General features: G+C 64.0%; 18 protein-coding genes and 1 riboswitch. Of the genes, 10 read left to right on the top strand and 8 right to left on the bottom strand.

What is annotated here, in order from left to right; genetic code table 11:
- Positions 1-1,030, top strand: a 1,030-nt coding sequence (locus tag EOA23_RS03690) for an autotransporter outer membrane beta-barrel domain-containing protein (RefSeq protein ID WP_127302912.1), incomplete at its 5' end; no start/stop codon positions are given.
- A 33-nt stretch (positions 1,031-1,063) separates the two neighbouring features.
- Here the strand turns inward: EOA23_RS03690 and EOA23_RS03685 are convergent.
- Positions 1,064-1,687, bottom strand: coding sequence for a LysE family translocator (locus tag EOA23_RS03685; RefSeq protein ID WP_126079933.1), 624 nt, complete (start codon positions 1,685-1,687; stop codon positions 1,064-1,066).
- 243 nt (positions 1,688-1,930) lie between these two features.
- On the opposite strand from EOA23_RS03685, the gene EOA23_RS03680 reads away from it, so the two are divergent.
- The 6 genes from EOA23_RS03680 (at position 1,931) to EOA23_RS03655 (ending at position 7,983) form a co-directional block, all read left to right on the top strand.
- Positions 1,931-2,692 carry a L,D-transpeptidase gene (locus EOA23_RS03680; protein ID WP_127302911.1) on the top strand — a complete coding sequence of 254 codons (762 nt, stop codon included), beginning with the start codon at positions 1,931-1,933 and terminating at the stop codon, positions 2,690-2,692.
- Positions 2,693-2,805: 113 nt separating this feature from the next.
- Positions 2,806-3,972, top strand: a complete 1,167-nt coding sequence (locus tag EOA23_RS03675) for a diphosphate--fructose-6-phosphate 1-phosphotransferase (protein WP_127302910.1) — start codon at positions 2,806-2,808, stop codon at positions 3,970-3,972.
- Positions 3,973-3,983: 11 nt separating this feature from the next.
- On the top strand, positions 3,984-4,730 hold the full coding sequence (locus EOA23_RS03670) for an MBL fold metallo-hydrolase (protein WP_127302909.1): 747 nt from the start codon (positions 3,984-3,986) through the stop codon (positions 4,728-4,730).
- Between the two features lie 186 nt (positions 4,731-4,916).
- A complete protein-coding gene (locus EOA23_RS03665) occupies positions 4,917-6,461 on the top strand; it encodes a DegQ family serine endoprotease (protein ID WP_127302908.1) in 1,545 nt (514 codons plus the stop codon).
- A 124-nt stretch (positions 6,462-6,585) separates the two neighbouring features.
- Positions 6,586-7,197: a molybdopterin-dependent oxidoreductase gene (locus EOA23_RS03660; RefSeq protein WP_127302907.1), complete on the top strand. Its 612-nt coding sequence runs from the start codon at positions 6,586-6,588 to the stop codon at positions 7,195-7,197.
- A 39-nt stretch (positions 7,198-7,236) separates the two neighbouring features.
- Positions 7,237-7,983: a ferredoxin reductase gene (locus EOA23_RS03655; RefSeq protein WP_127302906.1), complete on the top strand. Its 747-nt coding sequence runs from the start codon at positions 7,237-7,239 to the stop codon at positions 7,981-7,983.
- Between the two features lie 57 nt (positions 7,984-8,040).
- Here EOA23_RS03655 and EOA23_RS03650 read toward each other — a convergent pair whose 3' ends face one another.
- Both EOA23_RS03650 and EOA23_RS03645 read right to left on the bottom strand, forming a co-directional pair.
- Complete coding sequence (locus EOA23_RS03650; protein WP_127302905.1) at positions 8,041-9,141, bottom strand: hybrid-cluster NAD(P)-dependent oxidoreductase; 1,101 nt, start codon at positions 9,139-9,141, stop codon at positions 8,041-8,043.
- Between the two features lie 20 nt (positions 9,142-9,161).
- On the bottom strand, positions 9,162-10,409 hold the full coding sequence (locus tag EOA23_RS03645) for an aromatic ring-hydroxylating dioxygenase subunit alpha (RefSeq protein ID WP_127302904.1): 1,248 nt from the start codon (positions 10,407-10,409) through the stop codon (positions 9,162-9,164).
- Positions 10,410-10,517: 108 nt separating this feature from the next.
- Positions 10,518-10,720: riboswitch (cobalamin riboswitch) on the bottom strand.
- A gap of 489 nt (positions 10,721-11,209) precedes the next feature.
- Between EOA23_RS03645 and EOA23_RS03640 the strand changes: the two genes are divergently transcribed.
- A complete protein-coding gene (locus tag EOA23_RS03640) occupies positions 11,210-11,416 on the top strand; it encodes a DUF680 domain-containing protein (RefSeq protein WP_042637362.1) in 207 nt (68 codons plus the stop codon).
- A gap of 69 nt (positions 11,417-11,485) precedes the next feature.
- The gene (locus EOA23_RS03635; protein ID WP_127302903.1) at positions 11,486-11,719 is read left to right on the top strand and encodes a DUF680 domain-containing protein; all 234 of its coding nucleotides are present in this window, start codon (positions 11,486-11,488) and stop codon (positions 11,717-11,719) included.
- Positions 11,720-11,794: 75 nt separating this feature from the next.
- Here EOA23_RS03635 and ugpC read toward each other — a convergent pair whose 3' ends face one another.
- The 5 genes from ugpC to EOA23_RS03610 all read right to left on the bottom strand — a co-directional run bounded on the left by ugpC (position 11,795) and on the right by EOA23_RS03610 (position 18,327).
- Entirely contained in the window at positions 11,795-12,907 is a 1,113-nt protein-coding gene (gene ugpC, locus EOA23_RS03630; protein ID WP_127302902.1) for a sn-glycerol-3-phosphate ABC transporter ATP-binding protein UgpC, read from the bottom strand.
- A gap of 34 nt (positions 12,908-12,941) precedes the next feature.
- Positions 12,942-14,606, bottom strand: a complete 1,665-nt coding sequence (locus EOA23_RS03625) for an alpha-glucosidase (protein ID WP_127302901.1) — start codon at positions 14,604-14,606, stop codon at positions 12,942-12,944.
- A 4-nt stretch (positions 14,607-14,610) separates the two neighbouring features.
- Positions 14,611-15,765 (bottom strand): carbohydrate ABC transporter permease, encoded by a 1,155-nt coding sequence (locus EOA23_RS03620; protein ID WP_127302900.1) that lies wholly within the window; start codon positions 15,763-15,765, stop codon positions 14,611-14,613.
- Position 15,766: 1 nt separating this feature from the next.
- Positions 15,767-16,780: a sugar ABC transporter permease gene (locus tag EOA23_RS03615; protein ID WP_042637357.1), complete on the bottom strand. Its 1,014-nt coding sequence runs from the start codon at positions 16,778-16,780 to the stop codon at positions 15,767-15,769.
- Positions 16,781-16,971: 191 nt separating this feature from the next.
- Positions 16,972-18,327, bottom strand: a complete 1,356-nt coding sequence (locus EOA23_RS03610) for an ABC transporter substrate-binding protein (RefSeq protein ID WP_126063161.1) — start codon at positions 18,325-18,327, stop codon at positions 16,972-16,974.
- 358 nt (positions 18,328-18,685) lie between these two features.
- Here EOA23_RS03610 and EOA23_RS03605 point away from each other — a divergent pair, with 358 nt between their 5' ends.
- Complete coding sequence (locus EOA23_RS03605; RefSeq protein ID WP_126063160.1) at positions 18,686-19,708, top strand: substrate-binding domain-containing protein; 1,023 nt, start codon at positions 18,686-18,688, stop codon at positions 19,706-19,708.
- Positions 19,709-19,739: the final 31 nt, after the last annotated feature.

Genomic DNA, 19,739 nt, shown 5'->3' with positions numbered 1-19,739 from the left:
GGACCCGCCGCGGCCGCCGCCGCCGGTGCGGACCGCCGTGCCCGATCTGCCGACGCCGGCAGCGGGCCAGGAAATCCTGCTCTACCGCATCGAGGTGCCGGTCTATTCGGCCGTGCCACCGGTCGCGCAGCATCTGACGATGGCGACGCTCGGCACCTTCCACGAACGCCGTGGCGAGCAGAGCCTGTTGTCGTCGGACACCGATCTGCAGCCCGTCTGGGGCCGTATCTTCGGCCAGGACGCCACGCTAGGCTGGTCGGGAACGGTCTCGCCCTCCTTCGACGGCACTTTGTTCGGGCTTCAGGCCGGGTTCGACCTTATCGGCCGTGAAACCGCCTCCGGCTCCCTCGACCGCGCCGGCCTGTTCCTTGCCTATGGCAGCATGAACGGCGACCTGCGCGGCCAGGCGCTGGGTCAGGATGGTCTTGCGGTCGGCAGCCTCGACGTCAGCGGCACCAGCGTCGGCGGCTACTGGACCCGTATCGGCAAGTCCGGCTGGTATCTGGACGGCGTGCTGATGGCGACCTTCTTCGGCGGCTCGGCCTCATCCTCGCGCGACATCGGCATCGATGTCGGCGGAACCGGTGTCACCGCTTCGCTCGAAGGCGGCTATCCGGTCGCGCTCGGGCAAGGCTGGACCCTGGAGCCGCAGGCGCAACTGGTCTGGCAGCATCTGTCGCTCGACGACGCCAGGGACAGGTTCTCCTCGGTATCGTTCGATTCCGACGATGACGTCACCGGCAGGATCGGATTGAGGCTGCAGGGCGAGACGGTCCTCGATGGGATGCCGCTGCAGCCCTATCTCAAGGCCAATCTCTGGCACGATTTCGGCGGCACCGACCGCGTCGACTTCGAGGGCACCGGCATCTCGACCCAGAGCCGGTCCACTTCGTTCGAGTTCGGCGGCGGCGTGGTCGCCAAAGTGAGCGACACGGTCAGTGTCTTCGCCACCGGCGACTACACCACCAATCTCGCCGGCGACAAGCGCCGCGTGCTGGAAGGCAATCTGGGCGTGAGTGTTAAATGGTAAGGCCAACAGGCCTTACCATTTGCCCGGCTGGCCTCAATTCCCCGAGCGCATCGCCACCGTTGCGATGCCGGCGCCGACCAGCAGCGTGCCGCCGGTGCGGTTGAAGATGCGGATGGCCTTCGGGTTGCGCACGATGGCGCGCGCCCTCGATGCGACCAGCGCGTAGCCGAAGGCGTTGGCGAAGGCCAAGGTCAGGAAAGTCGTCTCAAAGATCAGCATCTGCGTCCAGAAGTCGGCGTGCCGGTCGAGGAACTGCGGCAGGAAGGCGACGAAGAAGGTGATGCTCTTCGGATTGAGCGCCGTCACCAGCCAGGCATGCGCCATCATCCTTGCCGCCGAAACCGCGTCGGTGCGCGGCTCGGCCTTCAGCGCGCCGCCGGCGCGGAACAGTTTTATGCCGAGATAGATAAGGTAGCCGGCGCCGATCACCTTCAAGATGGTGAACACGGTGGCCGAAGCCGCGAGCAGCGCGCCGATGCCGAGCATCGACAGCGTCATGGCGGTGAAGTCGCCCAGCGCCACGCCCACCGCCATCGGCAGCGCGGTGCGCCAGCCCTGGCCCAGCGCATAGGAGACGACCAAAAGGATCGTCGGGCCCGGAATGACGAGAAGGATGGAAGAGGCGGCGGCGAAGGCAGCCCAGTTTTCGAAGGACATTTCCCTGCTCCTTGAGCGCAAAGAAAAGGATAAATCCTGGGGTCGTCGGGAATGTAAAGGGGCCGCCGGAAAAATCTTCAGCAAAAATCTTCAACGCCTCGACCGGTAGCCCCATCAGCCGGCGCGACGATCCGTTAGGGTTAAGCCGAACCAGCGGTCTTTCACCCTTTTTCAACCATGAGTGACGAAAATGCCGTCATCCGGCCGGACCGTGCTTCCCGCCGGCAGCGTAGGGTTTGGTGTATGCGCGAGTTGCCGCAAAGTCCGCCTTCCAAGGGCGCAATCGATACCGAAATTCAGCTTTCCCGCCGCGCTGTGCTTTCGGGCGCCGGCGCCATGGCGCTGCTCGGCCTTGCCGGCTGCAGCACCACCGACACGCTCGACCTGCCGCAGATGCAGCTCGACAACACCGTCACCGGTTCCGTGCCGCCCATGCGCCCGGCGATCAGCGTCGACAAGAACATCACCGGCCCCGACGTCATGTACGCCTCGCTCACCGATGGCGGTTTCGAGGTGCCGGCCGTGCCGTGGCAGAAGGTCAAGCCGCAGTTCCGCCGCCAGATCGTCGTCGACAAGACGGGCGAGGCGCCCGGCACCATCGTTGTCCACCTGCAGGAGCGCATGCTTTATCTCGTCCAGCCGGGTGGCGATGCCATCCGCTATGGCGTCGGCATCGGCAAGGACGGCTTCCGCTGGTCGGGCCGCGCCAACATCCAGTATGGCCGCGAATGGCCGGTCTGGACACCGCCGCCGGAGATGATCCAGCGCAAGCCGGAACTGATGAAATGGCAAGGCGGCCAGCCCGGCGGCCTCACCAATCCGCTCGGAGCCCGGGCGCTCTACATCTACCAGAACGGGAAGGACACCGGCTACCGCATCCACGGCTCGCCCGAATGGTGGAGCATCGGCCAGGCGATGTCCTCGGGCTGCGTGCGCCTGATCAACCAGGACATCATCGACCTCTACAGCCGCGTTTCCAAGAAGAACCCGGTCGTCGTGGTCTGATCTTTTCGAGGCGGCCATTCGGCCGCCTCCCCACGATACCGTTTCTTCCGTTGCGCGATGCCGCAAGACAGGCGAAGGTGCCCTGAAAACCTTCGCTTCGGGAGAGAACGAGCATGGCTGGAACCTTCGTCATCGCGCAGGGCGGCGGCCCGACCGCTGTCATCAACCAGACGGTCGTCGGCGCCACGCTGGAAATCCGCAAGCGTCATCCCGGCGCCAGGGTGCTGGGTTCGATCCACGGCGTACGCGGCATCCGCGACGGCAACTATGTCGATCTCTCCGCCATCCCCGAGGACCGGCTGCGGCTGGTCGCCGGGACGCCGAGCGCGGCGCTGGGCTCGACCCGCGACAAGCCTGACGCCGCCTATTGCGAGGTCATCCTCAACGGCCTGAAGAAGGTCGGCGCCGACGCCTTCATCTATATTGGCGGCAACGACACTTCGGGCACGCAGCAGATCCTGACCGATGCCGCCGGCGGTTCGATCGCCTTCGTGCATGCGCCCAAGACCATCGACAACGACCTCGAGGAGAACGACCACACGCCGGGCTTCATCTCGGCGGCCGAGTTCGTCGCCGGCGCCTTTCTCTCCGTCGACCTTGATTTCCGCGCCTTGCCCGGCATCTATGTCGGCATCGTCATGGGCCGCCATGCCGGCTTCCTCACCGCCGCCGCGGCCGCCTGGCAGCTCGACCCCGACAGCGGCCCGCACCTGGTCTATGTGCCGGAACGCGCCTTCTCGGCGAAGCGCTTCATCGATGAAGTGCGCGAAAAGCTGGATCGCCACAAGCGCTGCATCGTCGCCGTCTCGGAAGGCGTCAGCACCGCCGACGGCAAGGCGCTGGTCGAAAGCCTGGTGCCGCCCGAGAAGCTTGAGCGCGACCAGCACGGCAACGTCAAGCTGTCGGGCAGCGACCTGCCGGCGGCGCTGGAACGAGCGCTGGCCGAAGGCCTGCCCGGCAAGCGCGCACGCGTCGATGCTTTAGGCTATATGCCCCGCGGCTATGTCGGCGCCATCAGCGCCGTCGACGCCCAGGAGGCCTTCGACGCCGGCGCCTTCGCCGTCGCCGTCGCAGGGGAAGGCGGCGGTTCGGTGGCGATCCAATATGACGGGTCGAAGACCGTGCTGAAAAAGGTGCCGCTGAAGGCGGTGGCCGGCAAGACGCGCCATATGCCCGACGATTTCATGCAGCCGGACGCCAACCAGCTTTCGGAAGCCGGCATGGCCTATCTGAAGCGTCTCGTGCCGGAAAAGTACAAGGTCGGGAAGCCGTTCGTCTGATGGGCGGTCCGATGCCCGAGCTTGAGGTCGGCGACTGGTTCGGCAAGGCGACAGTCGATGCCGGCACGACGATGCTGACCGAGCCCTTCGTGCATGATTTCGTGCGCGCCAACATCTGGCATTTGAAGGGCCGCGACGCCGACCTCCTGGTAGACACCGGCATGGGCATCCGTCCGCTGGCGCCTGAGATCGACACGCCGCCCGGCAAGCCGCTCATCGTCGTCGCCACCCACATCCATCTCGACCATGTCGGCTCGCTGCACGAATTTCCTCTCAGGATGGGACCGAAGGTGAGCGCGGCGCAGTTCGACGGCATGGATGATACCGTCACCTACGCCTACATGTTCCACAATCTCGACGGCGCCGTCTCGAAACTGCCGGCGCCGGACTGGAAGGCAGCCGACTATCGCATTCCTTCCGCGCCGCTGACCCGCGCGCTCGACGAGGGCGATGTCGTCGATCTCGGCGACCGGAAATTCCGCGTGCTGCATCTGCCCGGGCATTCGCCGGACTCCATCGCGCTCTTCGACGAGGCCGATGGCCTATTCTTTGCCGGCGACGCCATCTATGACGGCATGCTGATCGACGACCTGCCGGATTCCGACCGCACGGCCTATTGCCGCACCATGCAGCGCCTGCTCGACCTGCCGATCCGCATCGGCCATGGCGGCCACGGCCCGAGTTTCGACCGCGCCAGAATGCACGAAATCGCTTCCTCTTATCTGCGCCGGCGGCAGCGTTTCGTGAGCGGCCTCTGAATTAAATCTTTGTAAGGTCACCCAAAGGCCCTGATTCGGGCCATTCCGCGTCCTAAATCTTGATGGTCGATCCGGCCGGCTGCCATGTGCGGCGAGGCAGGCATTCCCGGTCGCCGACACGTCGACGGGCGCTCCTCCAGAAGCGCCTGCGGCGCTGGATCAACCTCTCGCCCGGACAGAACGACCATGTCACCATCAAGCATTCTTCGCAGACATCGCGTCGCCGCCCTGCTGGGCGCCGCGCTGATCATTTCTCCCGTCGTCGTCTCCTTTGCCCAGAACAATGCAAGCCTCAGCACCGTGGCCGCCACGACCCAGACCCCGGTCGCCGGCATCACGGCCCCGAACGGCTCTTTCGCCCCGGTCATCGCCGTCACCAAGCCGGCGGTCGTCACCATCACCTCGATCATGAAGGCGCAGCCACAGGTGGGTGATGACGGTTCGCCCCTCGGCGGCAATGTGCCGTTCGACCAGTTCTTCCAGCAGTTCTTCGGCGACCAGGGCATGCCGATGCCGCGCACGCCGCCGCAGCAGCAGGGGCAGCGCGCCGAGGCGCTCGGCTCCGGCTTCATCGTCGGCGCCGACGGCACCATCGTCACCAACAATCACGTTATCGATGGCGCGAGCTCCATCAAGGTGACGCTCGACGACGGCACCGAGCTTCCTGCCAAGCTCGTCGGCCATGACGCCAAGAACGATCTCGCTGTGCTCAAGATCAAGGCCGACAAGCCGCTGCCAACCGTCAAATGGGGCGATTCCAGCAAGCTGATGACCGGCGACCAGGTGCTGGCGATCGGCAATCCGTTCGGCATCGGCACCACCGTCACCGCCGGGATCGTCTCGGCGCGCGGCCGCGACCTGCACAGCGGGCCGTTCGACGATTTCATCCAGATCGACGCGCCGATCAACCACGGCAATTCCGGCGGTCCGCTGGTCGACGTCAACGGCAATGTCATCGGCATCAACACCGCCATCTATTCGCCCAATGGCGGCAGCGTCGGCGTCGGTTTTGCCATCCCGTCGGACCAGGCTGAGAAGGTCGTCGCCAAGCTGATGAAGGGCGGCGACATCGAATACGGCTATCTCGGCGTGCAGATCCAGCCGGTCACGCCGGATGTCGCCAGCGCCATCGGCCTCGACCATCCGGGCGGCGCCCTGGTTTCCCAGGTCACCGACGGGTCGCCGGCGGCCAAGGCCGGCATCGAAACCGGCGATGTCATCACCGGCTTCGGCGGCCAGGAAATCAAGGACCCCAAGGATCTGTCGCGCGCCGTCGCCGACGTGTCGCCCGGCGCCAAAGAGACCGTCAACATCTGGCGCAAGGGCAAGGCGATGCAGATCTCCGCCGATGTCGGCCGCAACGCCGAAGATCAGAAGACGGCTTCGAACGGCAATGAAGGCCGCAGCCCGTCGGCCGAACAGGGCTTGCGCGTTCCCTCGCTCGGCCTCGGCCTGACCGACCTCACGCCCGATATCCGCGACCAGCTCAACCTTGCCGGCAACCAGCGCGGCGCGGTGGTCGAGCGGGTCAATCCGGACAAGGCGGCTTCGGCCGCTGGCATCCAGCCGGGCGATGTCATCGTCGGCGTCGACCAGACGCCGGTAAGGACGGCCAGGCAGGCCAATCAGGCGATCGCCGAGGCCGGCAAATCCGGCAAGAAGTCGGTTCTCCTGCTGATCGATCGCGGCGACGCGCAGATCTTCGTCGCCGTGCCTTTCGCCGCCGGCTGAGAAGCGCTTCGGCAGGGCCTGCCGGTATCTCCGGCGGGCTCTGCCTCAAGATTTCTGTTGCCCCCCGAGGCGTATTCGAGAACACTCCCTACGGTCGATCAAATCCGGCACGAGGGATGTGTTGATGGTCACGCGCGGCTTCTTTTCCGGACGGCGTCCCCCTTCCGACACCGATGCGCGCATTCCGCCCGGCCAGTATCTGGAGCAGGGTTTTCCCGTGCTTTCGGCGGGGCCGACGCCGCGCGTGCGCACGGAGGATTGGTCTTTCACCCTCAAGCAGGGGCCGAAGCCGATCAAGAAATGGAACTGGGCCGAGTTCAACGCCCTGACGCAAAGCAAGATGACGCGCGACATCCATTGTGTGACGGCCTGGACAAAATTCAACACGCCCTGGCAGGGCGTCATGATCGACGACATCCTCGCCGACGCCGGCATCGAGCCGCCGACCGCCTACACGCTGGCTCTGTCCTTTGACGGCTATTCCACCAATGTGCCGACCAAGGACCTCGTCACCGGTAAGGCGATGGTGGCGCTGCTCTATGAAGGCAAGCCGATCACGCCGGATCATGGCGGGCCGGCGCGGCTATTGGTGCCGCATCTCTATTTCTGGAAGTCGGCCAAATGGGTGAACGGGCTGCAGTTCACCGAGCGCGACGAACCAGGCTTCTGGGAACTTCGCGGCTATCACATGTATGGCGACCCCTGGCGCGAGCAGCGCTATTCAAGCGATCCATAAGGGGCGACCCGTGAGGGGCGATTCCGTGAGGGGTGATCAATGAGCGCCGAGCCGTCGCCGCAATCGCCCTGGCAGGCAGCCACGATCACCCGCATCGAAAAGCGCACGCCGCGCGTCACCAGCTTCTGGTTCCAGCCGTCGCGGCCTTTCGCTCACCTTGCCGGACAGCATGTCGACATCAGGCTGACGGCGCCGGACGGCTATCAGGCGCGCCGCTCCTATTCCATCGCCTCGGCGCCGGAAGCAAGCGGCGGCGTCGAGCTGGCGATCGAGCGGCTCGACGACGGCGAGGTCTCGCCCTTCTTCCACGACGTGGCCGCCGTCGGCGACGAGATCGAGCTGCGCGGACCGCTGGGCGGCCATTTCATCTGGGAGGAGAGCGACGGCGGGCCGATCCTTCTGGTCGGCGGCGGCTCCGGCGTCGTGCCGCTGATGGCGATGGTGCGCCATCGCACGCTGCGCAACAAGGCGACGCCCGTTGCGCTGGTGTTTTCGGCGCGGATCTGGGACGAGGTGATTTTTCGCGACGAGCTGATCGGCTTGGACGACCGTCGCGACGGGTTCGATCTGGTGCTGACGCTGACCCGCGAGCCGGCGAGGCGCCCCTCCGATTATTCCCGGCGCGTCGACGCCCGCATGATGGCGCAGGCCGTCGAGCGCCTGCCCAAGGCGCCGAAGCTCGCCTATGTCTGCGGCTCGAATGCGTTCGTGTCAGCCGCCGCCGACGCCTTGATCGGCGCCGGTGTCCCGGCGGGGATCATCCGGACCGAGCGCTACGGGGTTTAGGAGCATGATCCCGACGACGATGATCCCGCAACGGTCCTCGCCTCGACCGACAAGCCTTCAGGCCTCGATGTCCAGCGCTGACAATGGCCTCGAACAGCAGGCCAGGATATAGCCGTCATCGATCTCGTGATCGAGAATGCCGCCATTGTGGCTCATCGAGACCTCGCCCGAGACCTTTTTCACCTTGCAGGTTCCGCAGAGACCGAATTCGCAGGCCGCCGGGATCCTGACGCCCGAAGCGCGCGCCGTCTGCAGCACGGTCTGTCCGGCGACGCATTCCGCATCGACATTTGAGAGCGAAAAGCGGACCGGGGTCACCGCCTCCGCGAGCGGCATGGCGTCGTCGCCGGCCGGCATAGCGAACGGCGCGGGGACTTCTTCCAGGGCCGGCGCGGCGAAGCTCTCCTGATGGTAGCGGCTCATGTCAAAGCCGGCGGCCTCCAGCATCTGGCGCACGGCGCGCATGAAGGGGTCGGGCCCGCAGCAGAAGATCTCCCGCTCGCGGAAGTCGGGTGCCAGGAGCGGCAGCCGGATCGCGTCGATGCGGCCCATATGGCCGAACCAGCCCTCGCGGCTCGATCGCTCCTCGATCATGAAGCCGAGCGACAGGCCGGGCATGCGGCTGCCGAGCAGTTCGAGCTCCTTGCGGAAGATGATCTCTTCCGGCCGCCGCGCGCAGTTGACGAAGCCGACATCGGTCCAGGGCGCGCAGTCGTTCAGCCAGCGCAGCATCGACATCATCGGCGTGACGCCGGACCCGGCCGAAATGAACAGATATTTGGCCGCCGGATGGCTGTGCAGCGAGAAATCGCCGGCCGGCCCGTAGGCCTTCACATGGACGCCGGGCTTCAGATTGTCGAACATCCAGCGCGTGCCGACGCTGTCGGCTTGCGCTTTCACCGTCACCGCGATCGAGAACGGCCGCGACGGCGAGGACGACAGCGTGTAGGTCCGCATCAGCGGCCCGTCTGCCGTCGGCAATTCCAGCGTCACGAACTGCCCGGGTTTGTAGCGGAACCAGGTCTGATTGTCGGAGCGGAAGGTGAACGTCTTCACCTGCGGCGCCTCGTCGCTGACGCCGATCACTTCCAGCACCTGCAGCCTGTCGTTCCAGGGCGCCATCTCGTCGAGATGGCGATAGAGGCCGAGATCCGTCATCGCGTTCATCTCCTCAGCCTTCAGGCGACGCTGCGCAGCGCCGGGCGACCGCCTTCGGCGAGGCGCGGACCGATGAAGGAGGTGTACCACTCGACGAACTGGATGACGCCGCCCTCATGCAACTCGGAATAGGGACCGGGCTCGTAAGCCGGCGACAGGATTCCGAGCGCGTTTTCCTCGACGATGCGGCGGTCCTGATCGTTGGTCTCGGTCCAGACATGGGTGAGTTCTGCCAGATCGTAGTCGACGCCTTCCACCGCGTCCTTGTGGACCAGCCATTTCGTCGTCACCGCGGTCTCGGTGGCGCTGATCGGCAGCACACGGAAGGTGACGGCGTGATCGATGAGGATGTGGTTCCACGTGGTCGGGTAATGGTAGTGCATCAACGTGCCGATGCGGTCGGCGGCGACGCTGGCGGACAGGTTGTTCGCCACGGCGCGCTTGCCGCTCATCGTGTAGCTGACGGCGTCGCGCAGCAGCGGCGCGCGCGTCGCGCGGTATTGCCCGGCCGGGTCGATCCGGAACCGGCTCGGCAGACCCGCCGCCTCGCATTTCGCCCAGTGCGCAAGCATTTCCGGATCGCTGTCGGCGCCTTGCACACCGGTGACCGTCGGCGCTTCCGGGAAGGTCTTGCACAGTTCCGGATGGTTGCCGGCGCAATGATAGCACTCGCGGTTGTTTTCCCAGACGAGCTTCCAGTTGCCCTTTTCGACGATCGTCGATTCGAACGCGACCTTCGCCTCGCTCAGCCGGTGCGGCAGGAGATAGGGTTCGATCATGGCGCGCATCGGCGCGAAGTCGGCCGGCTCTTTTGCCAGGCAAATGAAGATGTAGCCGCCGACGCTCTCGCAGGCGACCGGCTTCAGGCCGAACTGGCTCTTGTCGAATCCTTCCGCCATCTGGCGCGCGAACAGCAGCCGCCCGTCGAGCTCGTAAGTCCACTGATGGTAGGGACAGACCAGCTTGGCGGCGGTGCCCTTGTCGGTGTTGCACACGCGGCTGCCGCGATGCCGGCAGGAGTTGTGGAAAGCGTTGATCCTTCCCTTCTGGTCGCGGACCAGCACCACCGGATAATCGCCGATCTGAACGGTGATGTAGCTGCCTGGTTTCGGCAGCTCGCAATCATGGCCGATGAACAACCAGTCACGATACCAGATCAGCTCCATATCGAGCTTGAAATAGTCGGGATCGGTGTAGAAGGGCTGCTCAAGCGAGTAGCCCGGCTTGCGGCTCTGCAGGAGCCTCAGCATGTCGTTGCGCGCATCCATGTCCTGTCCTCGCATCAAGGACTGAACTGGTGGTGATGGAGAAGAACGACCGCCACCGGCAGGGCCGGGCACGCGCCGTCCGCCTCTTGACCGCCCACCGCGATCAGTCGAGTTCAAAATGTCTCTGGCTGGTTTCCGGGCTTTGGAGTTGCCCTCGCGGGCGGTCGCAACACCTTCCCAGGCCCATGGCCCAGTGGTCTCCCGTTGCGACCTCACTCCACCACCGTTGCGGGGGCAGCGCCGGATTTCGACCGGCTTCCCAATTCTCCGCCTCGTCGCGACGAAGCGGCACCTGAGATGGCCTGATCTAACCACGACAGCCGGTTTCCCGTCGGCATGAAAACGACATCGCATCCATGCGGCGCGACAATGGGCGGCATATTGACGGTGCTGAGTCTCGTCCTTGCGCCATGCCTCGGCTTCCAGAACTCCTCGGGACGAGCTTCAGGAAGGCTCCGATGGTTAACAGTATCAAAAAGTGACTATTAGCAGATTCTAAAATCGAACCGAACGGTTCGTTTCTGTTGACGGTGCGTACAGGATGCTGTGAACGTTGGCGCTCCGACACACTTGGTGAGCCAACTGCCGAACTCACATAAGTCCTTGATTAAACTCGATAAAAATATAGTCATAGGCATGCTTATGAAAACTTCAAGATGCGGATTCATGGTCCAGACGAAAAAACTTCGTGATTGGAATCCGGCGATCGGCTCACCCAAATCAGCGCTGTCCGAACGACGCGATTTCATTCCCAAGACACGCCGCTAGACGGACTGAATAAAAATACTGGAGTAGCAAAAATGAAAAAGATTGTTCTCACTGCCGCCGCCCTTCTGGCAATTTCCGGCAGCGCCTTTGCCGGTAGCGACAATTACAACGCGCAGGCGGCCAACCCGCCGGCCGCCACGGTCGACTCTTCTTACACAGCCTCGGTCCGCAAGTCCGAACCGGCTGAACAGAAGCCTGTCACCACGGGCGCCGACCGCAACCTTTTCGGTAACAACTGACAGCCGACTTCGAACGGCGACGGGTTTGCCCGTCGCCTCGGTCGGATCAGTAAATTCAGGAGTACTGAGATGAAAAAGATCATTCTTGCCACCGCGGCTCTCATGGCGGTTTCCTCGGCTGCTTTCGCGGGCAGCGACAATTACGGCAACAGCGGCGTCAACCAGCCGGCTCCCGCCGTGGATACGACCCGCACCTCGTCGATCGGCACCGACTCGCCGGTCTACAAGCTGCTGAATTCGTCGCGCGACGGGCAGAAGTCGGCTCCGCAGGGCGCCGACCGCGACCACTTCGGCAATCGTTAACAGCCGACCGTGATTTGAAAACAGGAGCGGCGGGCCGAGGCCCGCCGCTTTTTCTTTGCCGCAGCGGCTCTGCGCTCAGGCCGCCTTCGCTTCTTCGCGATGCAGCGTGAAGGAATGGCCGTCGGCGTCGAAAATATGCAGATCGCCGGCGCTTGCGTTGAGCCGCAGTGTCTCACCGCGCTTGACCTCGATATTGCCCGGCAGCTTGGCGACCAGCGGCAGGTCTGCGCGGCCGATATCGATATAGACGAGCTGAACCTCGCCGAGTTGCTCGATATAGTCGACCTTGCCCTCGAAAAGGTAGTCGGAACCGGTGGCGATCGCGAGATCCTCCGGCCGCACGCCGAAGCTGACCGCCGCGCCATTCGCCGAGGCAGGCGTCGCGATCGGCACCGTCGCCTTGCGGTCGCCGACATGGCTGACCACGGTCGGATTGCCGGCCTTCTCGATCTTTGCCGGCAATATGTTCATCGCCGGCGAGCCGATGAACTGGGCGACGAACAGATTGCCCGGACGCTTGTAGAGTTCCATCGGCGTGCCGACCTGCTCGACCCGGCCGTCCTTCAGCACCACGATGCGGTCCGCCAGCGTCATCGCCTCGACCTGGTCGTGCGTCACATAGATCATGGTGGTGTTCGGCATCGATTCCTTGAGCTTGGCGATCTCGATGCGGGTGGCGACGCGCAATGCGGCGTCGAGGTTCGACAGCGGCTCGTCGAACAGGAACACTTTCGGGTTGCGCACGATGGCGCGGCCGATGGCGACGCGCTGGCGCTGGCCGCCCGACATCGCCTTGGGCAGGCGGTCGAGATATTTGGTGAGCTGCAGGATTTCCGCGGCCTGCCGCACCCGCTTGTCGATCTCGGCCTTGCTTTCCTTGCCGATCTTCATCGAGAAGGCCATGTTGTCGTAGACGGTCATGTGCGGATAGAGCGCATAGGACTGGAACACCATGGCGATGCCCCGCTTCGACGGCGGCACGTCGTTCACCACCTCGCCGTCGATCTTCAGTTCGCCCCCGGTGATCTCCTCGAGCCCGGCGATCGACCGCAGCAAGGTGGACTTGCCGCATCCCGACGGTCCGACGAAGACGATGAACTCGCCGGATTTAATGTCGAGGTCGATGCCGTGGAGGATGTTAAGGTTGCCGTATGATTTCTTCACCTGGTTCAGCGTGACATCGGCCATGTTTGTCCTCTCCCGTTGATCTTTGTCTGCAAGTTCAGTCGATGCGCCCGAACCAGGCGCCGTATCCGCCGAGGCGGACCGGCCCGCTGCCAGTCTGTCCCGAAAAGCCATGTCCGGGCAAGGGCTGCAGCGCGCCTTGGCCGAGATCGATCTCGGCGGGCTTGCCGCCGAGGTTGAAGGCGCAGACGATCCGCTCATTGCCCTCGCGGCGCGTGAAGGCGACGGTATCGCCATCGCTTTCGATGAAGTCGATATCGCCCTTGCCCAGCGCCGGATGCTGGCGCCGGAAGGCGAGGAAGCGGCGGTAATGCTCGAGCAGCGAGCTTGCGTCGCCCTGCTGCACGTTGACGGCCTGGGACAGGTGCCTGCCTGGCACCGGCAGCCAGGGCTTGGCGGTCGAGAACCCGCCATTCTTGGCCGCGGCCTCCCACACCATCGGCGTGCGGCAGCCGTCGCGGCCCTTGAACTCCGGCCAGAAGCGGATGCCGTAGGGGTCCTGCAGATCCTCGAACTTCAGCTCTGCTTCGCCAAGGCCGAGTTCTTCGCCCTGGTAGATGCATACCGAGCCGCGCAGCGACATCAGAAGCGCCGAGATCACCTTCAGATAGGCGGTCGGGTCCATCTCGTTGGCGGCCCAGCGCGAGGCGACCCGCATCACGTCATGGTTGGAGAAGGCCCAGCACGACCAGCCGTCGCTGGCGACCCGGCCGAAGGCTTCCAGCACCGCGCGCACTTTCGCCGCGCTGATCTTCTCCGGCGCCAGGAAGTCGAAGGAATAGCACATGTGCACGCGCTTGCCGTCGGCGGTGTAGGCGGCGACCACTTCCAGGCCGCGCTGAGAGTCGCCGACCTCGCCGACGGCGGCCTGTGCCGGATATTCGTCCAGAAGCGCGCGGAAGCGCTCGAGGAAACCGAGATTCTCCGGCCGGCTCTTGTCGTAGATATGGTCCTGGTAGTTGTAGGGATTGACCGCGGGTGCGGTCTGGTCGTTGCGCTGTTCCGGCGGCAGCGGCGGGTTGTCCTCCAGCCCCTGGCTGTGGAAATAGAAATTGATCGTATCCAGCCGGAAGCCGTCGACCCCGCGTTCCAGCCAGAAGCGGGTGATGTCGAGCAGCGCGTCCTGGACTTCCCGGTTGTGGAAGTTGAGATCGGGCTGCTCGGCCAGGAAATTGTGCATGTAGTATTGCTGGCGGCTGGTGTCCCACTGCCAGGCCGAACCGCCGAAGATCGACAGCCAGTTGTTGGGCGGCGTGCCGTCCGGCTTGGCGTCGGCCCACACATACCAGTCAGCCTTTGGATTGCTGCGGCTGGAGCGGCTTTCCTTGAACCACGGGTGGATGTCGGCGGTGTGCGACAGCACCTCGTCGATCATCACCTTGAGGCCCAAGCGATGGGCCTCCGCCACCAGCGCGTCGAAATCGGCGAGCGTGCCGAACATCGGGTCGACATCGCAGTAGTCCGAGACGTCATAGCCGAAATCCTTCATCGGCGATTTGAAGAAGGGCGAGATCCAGATGGCATCGACGCCGAGCGAAGCGATGTAGGGCAGACGCTGAACGATGCCCTTCAGATCGCCGATGCCGTCGTCGTTGGAGTCCTGGTAGGAGCGCGGATAGATCTGATAGATCACCGCGCCCCGCCACCAGTCGCGGTCGATCGCAGGGTCTGGTCTCGAAGTCGCCTTCAAAGCCGATTGCATGTCTTCAACCTCCTTTCACCGAGCCGGCAAGCAGCCCGCGGACGAAATAGCGCTGCAGCGAGAAGAACACGATCAGCGGCACGATGATGGTGATGAATGCCGATGTCGTGAGGATTTCCCAATTGCCGCCGCGTGAGCCGAGCAGCGCGTTGAGCTTGGCCGTCAGCACGATCTGATCGGGCGCCGTGCCGAGGAAAACCATCGCCACCAGAAGATCGTTCCATACCCACAGGAACTGGAAGATGGCGAAGGAGGCAAGCACCGGGAACGACAGCGGCAGCACGATCTTGACGAAGATCTCGAAATCGCTGGCGCCGTCGATGCGCGCCGATTCCATGATCTCGCGCGGCAGGCCGGCGATGTAGCTCCTCAGCAGATAGATGGCGAAGGGCAGGCCGAAGCCGGTATGCGCCAGCCAGATGCCGAGATAGGTCTTCGACGGCACGCCGAAGAAGGTGCCGACGCCGTTATAGAGCTTGAGCAGCGGGATCAGCGACATCTGCAGCGGCACGACCAGCAGGCCGATGATGACGGCGATCAGCAGCGCTCGTCCCGGAAAGCGCATCCAGGCAAGCGCATAGGCCGCGAAGGCCGCGATCAGGATAGGGATGATCGTCGCCGGAATGGTCACGGTCAGCGAGTTCATGAACGAGCGGCCGATGCCTTCGGAAAACAGCACCGCATCGTAGTTCGCGGTGGTGAATTTCGGCGGCGCCGAGGAGGCGAAATAGACGCGCTGACCGCGGTCGCCTTCGAATGCCTTCGGCGAGGCGAGCACGAAGCTGCCATCCGCGTTTACCTGCAAGGCGACGCCGTCGCCGAGATCAGCCGCCGTGCCGGCCTTGTATTGCGTCGGCGCCGCTGCCTTGACGCCAAAGGCGCTGATGTCGCGCTTGGCGCCGTCGCCGAAGACGTTGCCTTCGATGACATATTTGCCGTCCTTCTGCGTCTGCGCCGAGGCGGCCGGCAGCCGCCCGGCCTCGGTCTGGCTGGAGCTGGCGAAGGAATTCCACCAGCCCGATGCGATGATCTGGTCCTTGTCTCGCAGCGACGAGACGAGAATGCCGAGCGTGGGGATGGTCCAGATGACGACGAAGACCAGCACGGCGATATGAACGCCGAAGCGGCTGACGAAGGACTTTCCGGTGGACGCGGCCATCTCAATGCCCTCCCGTCTCTTTGTTGGCCTGCCGGATGTTCCAGACCATGATCGGAATCACCGCGATCATGATGATGATGGCGATGGTCGCGCCGCGGCCGAAATCGCCGCCGCCGCGGAACATCCAGTCGAACATCAGATTGGCCAGCACCTGGCTGTTCCATTGGCCGTTGGTCATGGTCAGCACGATGTCGAACACTTTGAGCACCAGTATGGTGATGGTGGTCCACACCACCGCGATCGTGCCCCAGATCTGCGGCACCATGATTTTCCAGAAGATCTGGAACGGGTTGGCGCCGTCGATGACCGCAGCCTCGAGCGTCTCTTCCGGAATGCCGCGCAGCGCCGACGAAAGGATGACCATCGCAAAACCTGTCTGGATCCAGATCAGGATCACCATGAGGAAGAAATTGTTCCAGAACGGCAGCGATATCCACACCTGCGGCTGGCCGCCGAAATACTGGATGATGGCGTTGAGCAGGCCGATCTGCACCTGGCCCTCGCCGCGGTACTCGTAGATGAACTTCCATATCACGCTGGCGCCGACGAATGAGATGGCCAGCGGCAGGAAGATCAGGCTCTTGGCGATCGTGCCCCACCAGATCTTGTCGGTGAGCACGGCGATGATCAGCCCGAGGAAGGTGCAGGCCGCCGGCACCACCGCCAGCCACAGGATGTTGTTGAGGATCGAGTTGCGGAAATCATGGTCGCCGAACGCCCACTCGTAATTGGCGAGGCCGACGAAATTCTCGCCGCCGCGATCGAGGAAGGAGAGCCGCAGCGTCTCGATCACCGGGTAGATCAGATAGATGGTGAGGATGATCATCGCCGGACCGACGAACAGCCAGGGTCGCACCAGGCCCTGCCGGCGCAGATTGTCGACGGCTGCCGTGCCTGAGACGCCGCGCGACGGGAAAACGAGATCGAGCAGTTTGTTGGCGCCCCAGAAATAGGCGACACAGCCGCCGACGCCGATGATGATGACGAATATGGCCGAGAAAATCTGAGCCGCCATGGGTCCCTCTCCCTGCGCATGACCGGCCAGCCGGGGCTGGCGGTCGGATGCACCGACTTTCGGTTATTCGGAACGATCGAAACGCGAAGGCTTCCGGCGTGGACCGCCGGTCGGATCCGGGCCGTAGCCCGGATCCTGGTGGAGGATGAGGAAAATATCAGGCCGCGCGCGGCGGCCCGTTTGCCGGATGGCTACTTGATGGCATCCCAGCTTTTCTGGATGTCGGCGGCGACGTCCTGCGCGGACTTGCCGCCGACCAGGTCGATCATGCCGGTCCAGAACGAGCCCGCGCCGACCTTGCCGGGCATCAGGTCAGAGCCGTCGAACCGCACCGTGGTGGCCCCGACCAGGATCTCGCCCTGCTTCTTCAGCGCGTCGCTGCCATAGGCGTCCTTGTTGGCCGCCTTGAACGGGGTGACGAAGCTCTTCTGCGCCATCCACAATTCATGCGCGAGCGGCATCTGAAGGAACTTGATGAACTCGCGCGAGGCCTTGGAGTCCTTGGTGATCATCACCAGCGTTCCGGCCACTTCCAGCGGCGTGCCCAGCTCCGGCTTGGAGGCGTAGGGCGGATAAGGGAAGAAGTCCGCATCCTGCCCGAGCTTCACGTTCTCCGGGAAGAAGGAAGGAATGAACGACGCCTGATGGTGCATGTAGCATTTGGGCGGAACGGTGAAGAGGCCCTTCGGACTGTCGCGGAAGTCGGTCGCCGCGACCGCCTTGGCGCCGCCGTCCACCATCTTGTCGTCGGTGGCGATCTTGCCGAAGATGTCGATGGCGTTGACCACGGCCGGATCGGTGAACGGAATCTCGTTCTTCGTCCACTTGTCGTAGACCTCCGGCGGCTGGGTCCGGAGCATAATGTCCTCGACCCAGTCGGTCGCCGGCCAGCCGGTGGCGCCGCCGGATCCGAGCCCGATGCACCAGGGCTTGCCGCCGTCGGCGACGATCTTCTTCTCGAGATCGGCGAGTTCTTCCTGGGTCTTCGGCACCTTGTAGCCGGCCTCGTCGAAATTGTCCGGCGAGTACCAGACCAGACCCTTCACGTCGATCTTGTAGGGGAAGGCGTAGAAGCCGGGCTTGCCGTCCTTGCCCGTATAGGTGCCGAGCTTGGCCCAGGAGTCGCCGGCGGCATAATTTTCCTTGATCCAGGCGGCGACGTCGTCGCCCAGCGGGGTCAGCACGCCCTTGGAAGCAAGGTCCTGGATCAGACCAGGCTGCGGCAGGACGGCGATGTTGGGCGGGCTGCCGGCCTGGGTGTCGATGACGATCTGCTGCTCATAATTCTCGGACGAGGAATATTTCACCTCCGCGCCGGTGGCTTCCTGGAAATAATCGAGAACCGAACGCACAAGCGTCTCGTCCTCGCCGCGCCACGGCCCGAAGATCGTCAGCGTCTCGCCCTTGAGGTCGACTTTCTTGAGGTCGTCGTAGTTCGCCCAGTGGAATTTCGAATCCTCGCCCGGCTTGAACTTCAGTTCGGCATGTGCCGGCAGGCCAAGGGTGAGCGCAGCGAACGCGGCACCCAAGAGAAGCATTTTCTTCATCGCAGTCCTCCCAGTGTTGAGACAGTTCGGACGAAACCTCCATTTCGTCCGCCGACGCCCACGGAACTGTGACTCAGCGAGAAGGCAACCGCAACCTTTCAAAGAGTGTTCCAAAGCGCTTTGGCTGACTTGATCTCGCCATTGAATTGTCACGAAGTCAAGAGGCTCATGTTGCTAATCGATTTAAAAAATGCCAATTGCCTTAAGAAAGTGCATTGCAGCAAGCTTTTTTGGCGCTGCAGCAGCAATTTTGGCTTCAAACACGGTCGATGCGCCTCTAAGCTCACTTCGTCTGGCAATTGCGCCAGCCATCACGGATCGAACAGAATTGAAAGCGCTTTGAGGCTGGAGGCCTACGATGAACCTCAAGCAACTGTCGCACATGCTGTCGCTTTCGCAGACCACGGTCAGCCGGGCATTGAACGGCTACCCCGAGGTCAGCGAGGAAACCCGGCGCCGGGTGATGGACGCCGCCAAGCGCCATGGCTACCGGCCGAACCCCAGCGCGCGCCGCCTCGCCACCGGCAAGTCCGGCATGATCGGCTATGTGCTGCCGACGGGCGCCGCCGTCGACATCGATCCGCATTTCGTCGAGTTCCTCTCCGGCCTCGGCGACTATGCCCGGTCGCACGAGCTCGACCTCGTGCTGTCGCCAGCCGATGCCGACGATGAGGAGACCACCTACCGCCGCATCGTCGCCAACCGGCAGGTCGACGCCGTCTACATCTCCTCGCCGCGTCCGGCTGACCGGCGGCTGGCCCTGGTCAATACGCTGGGCATACCCTTCATCGCCCATGGCCGCAGCGAAGGTCTGGATTTCGATTATCCCTATCTCGACATCGACAATGAGGGCGCCTTCCACGAGGCGGCGCGGCTGCTGCTCCAACTCGGCCACAAGCGCCTGGCGCTGATCAACGGCAATGAGCGCGAGACCTTCGCCATCCACCGCGAGCGCGGCATGCGCCGGGCGCTTGCCGCGAGCGGCCTGATGCTCAGCGAGCGCCATATCCGCTCCGTGACCATGACCGAGGAAAACGGCTATCGCGCCGCCCGCCGCCTGCTCGAGGAAGCCGAGCCGCCGACGGCGATCGTCTGCTCCAGCCTGATCATGGCGCTGGGCGTCGTGCGCGCCGTGCGCGATCTTGGCCTGACCATACCGGGCGACCTGTCGCTGATCGCCCATGACGACGTCTTCCCCTGGCTCCGACCCGAGAATTTCCCGGTGCCTTTGTCGACGACACGCTCCTCGATCCGCCTCGCCGGCGCTCGCGTCGCCGAACGCCTGGCGGCGCGCATATCGGGCCTGGAAGAAGGCGCGCGCGGCGAGGTCTGGCCGGTGGATCTGGTGGTGCGTGGATCGGTGGCGGGTGCACCGGTCTAGGGCAGGATCCAACAGCCTGGCCAGCCGCCGC

It is taken from the genome of Mesorhizobium sp. M2A.F.Ca.ET.042.01.1.1 (assembly GCF_003997405.1).
Classification (GTDB): domain Bacteria; phylum Pseudomonadota; class Alphaproteobacteria; order Rhizobiales; family Rhizobiaceae; genus Mesorhizobium.
This window is presented reverse-complemented; position numbering and strand designations above follow the sequence as displayed.

Coding starts and splice junctions, on each gene's coding strand:
- EOA23_RS03650 (WP_127302905.1), bottom strand. CDS start 9,141: ATGACGGATCTCGGCCTCTATCGCCATCTCGACGAGATGGCGCCCTGG.
- EOA23_RS03665 (WP_127302908.1), top strand. CDS start 4,917: ATGTCACCATCAAGCATTCTTCGCAGACATCGCGTCGCCGCCCTGCTG.
- EOA23_RS03635 (WP_127302903.1), top strand. CDS start 11,486: ATGAAAAAGATCATTCTTGCCACCGCGGCTCTCATGGCGGTTTCCTCG.
- EOA23_RS03680 (WP_127302911.1), top strand. CDS start 1,931: ATGCGCGAGTTGCCGCAAAGTCCGCCTTCCAAGGGCGCAATCGATACC.
- EOA23_RS03615 (WP_042637357.1), bottom strand. CDS start 16,780: ATGGCGGCTCAGATTTTCTCGGCCATATTCGTCATCATCATCGGCGTC.
- EOA23_RS03670 (WP_127302909.1), top strand. CDS start 3,984: ATGCCCGAGCTTGAGGTCGGCGACTGGTTCGGCAAGGCGACAGTCGAT.
- EOA23_RS03640 (WP_042637362.1), top strand. CDS start 11,210: ATGAAAAAGATTGTTCTCACTGCCGCCGCCCTTCTGGCAATTTCCGGC.
- EOA23_RS03625 (WP_127302901.1), bottom strand. CDS start 14,606: ATGCAATCGGCTTTGAAGGCGACTTCGAGACCAGACCCTGCGATCGAC.
- EOA23_RS03605 (WP_126063160.1), top strand. CDS start 18,686: ATGAACCTCAAGCAACTGTCGCACATGCTGTCGCTTTCGCAGACCACG.
- ugpC (WP_127302902.1), bottom strand. CDS start 12,907: ATGGCCGATGTCACGCTGAACCAGGTGAAGAAATCATACGGCAACCTT.
- EOA23_RS03660 (WP_127302907.1), top strand. CDS start 6,586: ATGGTCACGCGCGGCTTCTTTTCCGGACGGCGTCCCCCTTCCGACACC.
- EOA23_RS03655 (WP_127302906.1), top strand. CDS start 7,237: ATGAGCGCCGAGCCGTCGCCGCAATCGCCCTGGCAGGCAGCCACGATC.
- EOA23_RS03645 (WP_127302904.1), bottom strand. CDS start 10,409: ATGGATGCGCGCAACGACATGCTGAGGCTCCTGCAGAGCCGCAAGCCG.
- EOA23_RS03685 (WP_126079933.1), bottom strand. CDS start 1,687: ATGTCCTTCGAAAACTGGGCTGCCTTCGCCGCCGCCTCTTCCATCCTT.
- EOA23_RS03620 (WP_127302900.1), bottom strand. CDS start 15,765: ATGGCCGCGTCCACCGGAAAGTCCTTCGTCAGCCGCTTCGGCGTTCAT.
- EOA23_RS03610 (WP_126063161.1), bottom strand. CDS start 18,327: ATGAAGAAAATGCTTCTCTTGGGTGCCGCGTTCGCTGCGCTCACCCTT.
- EOA23_RS03675 (WP_127302910.1), top strand. CDS start 2,806: ATGGCTGGAACCTTCGTCATCGCGCAGGGCGGCGGCCCGACCGCTGTC.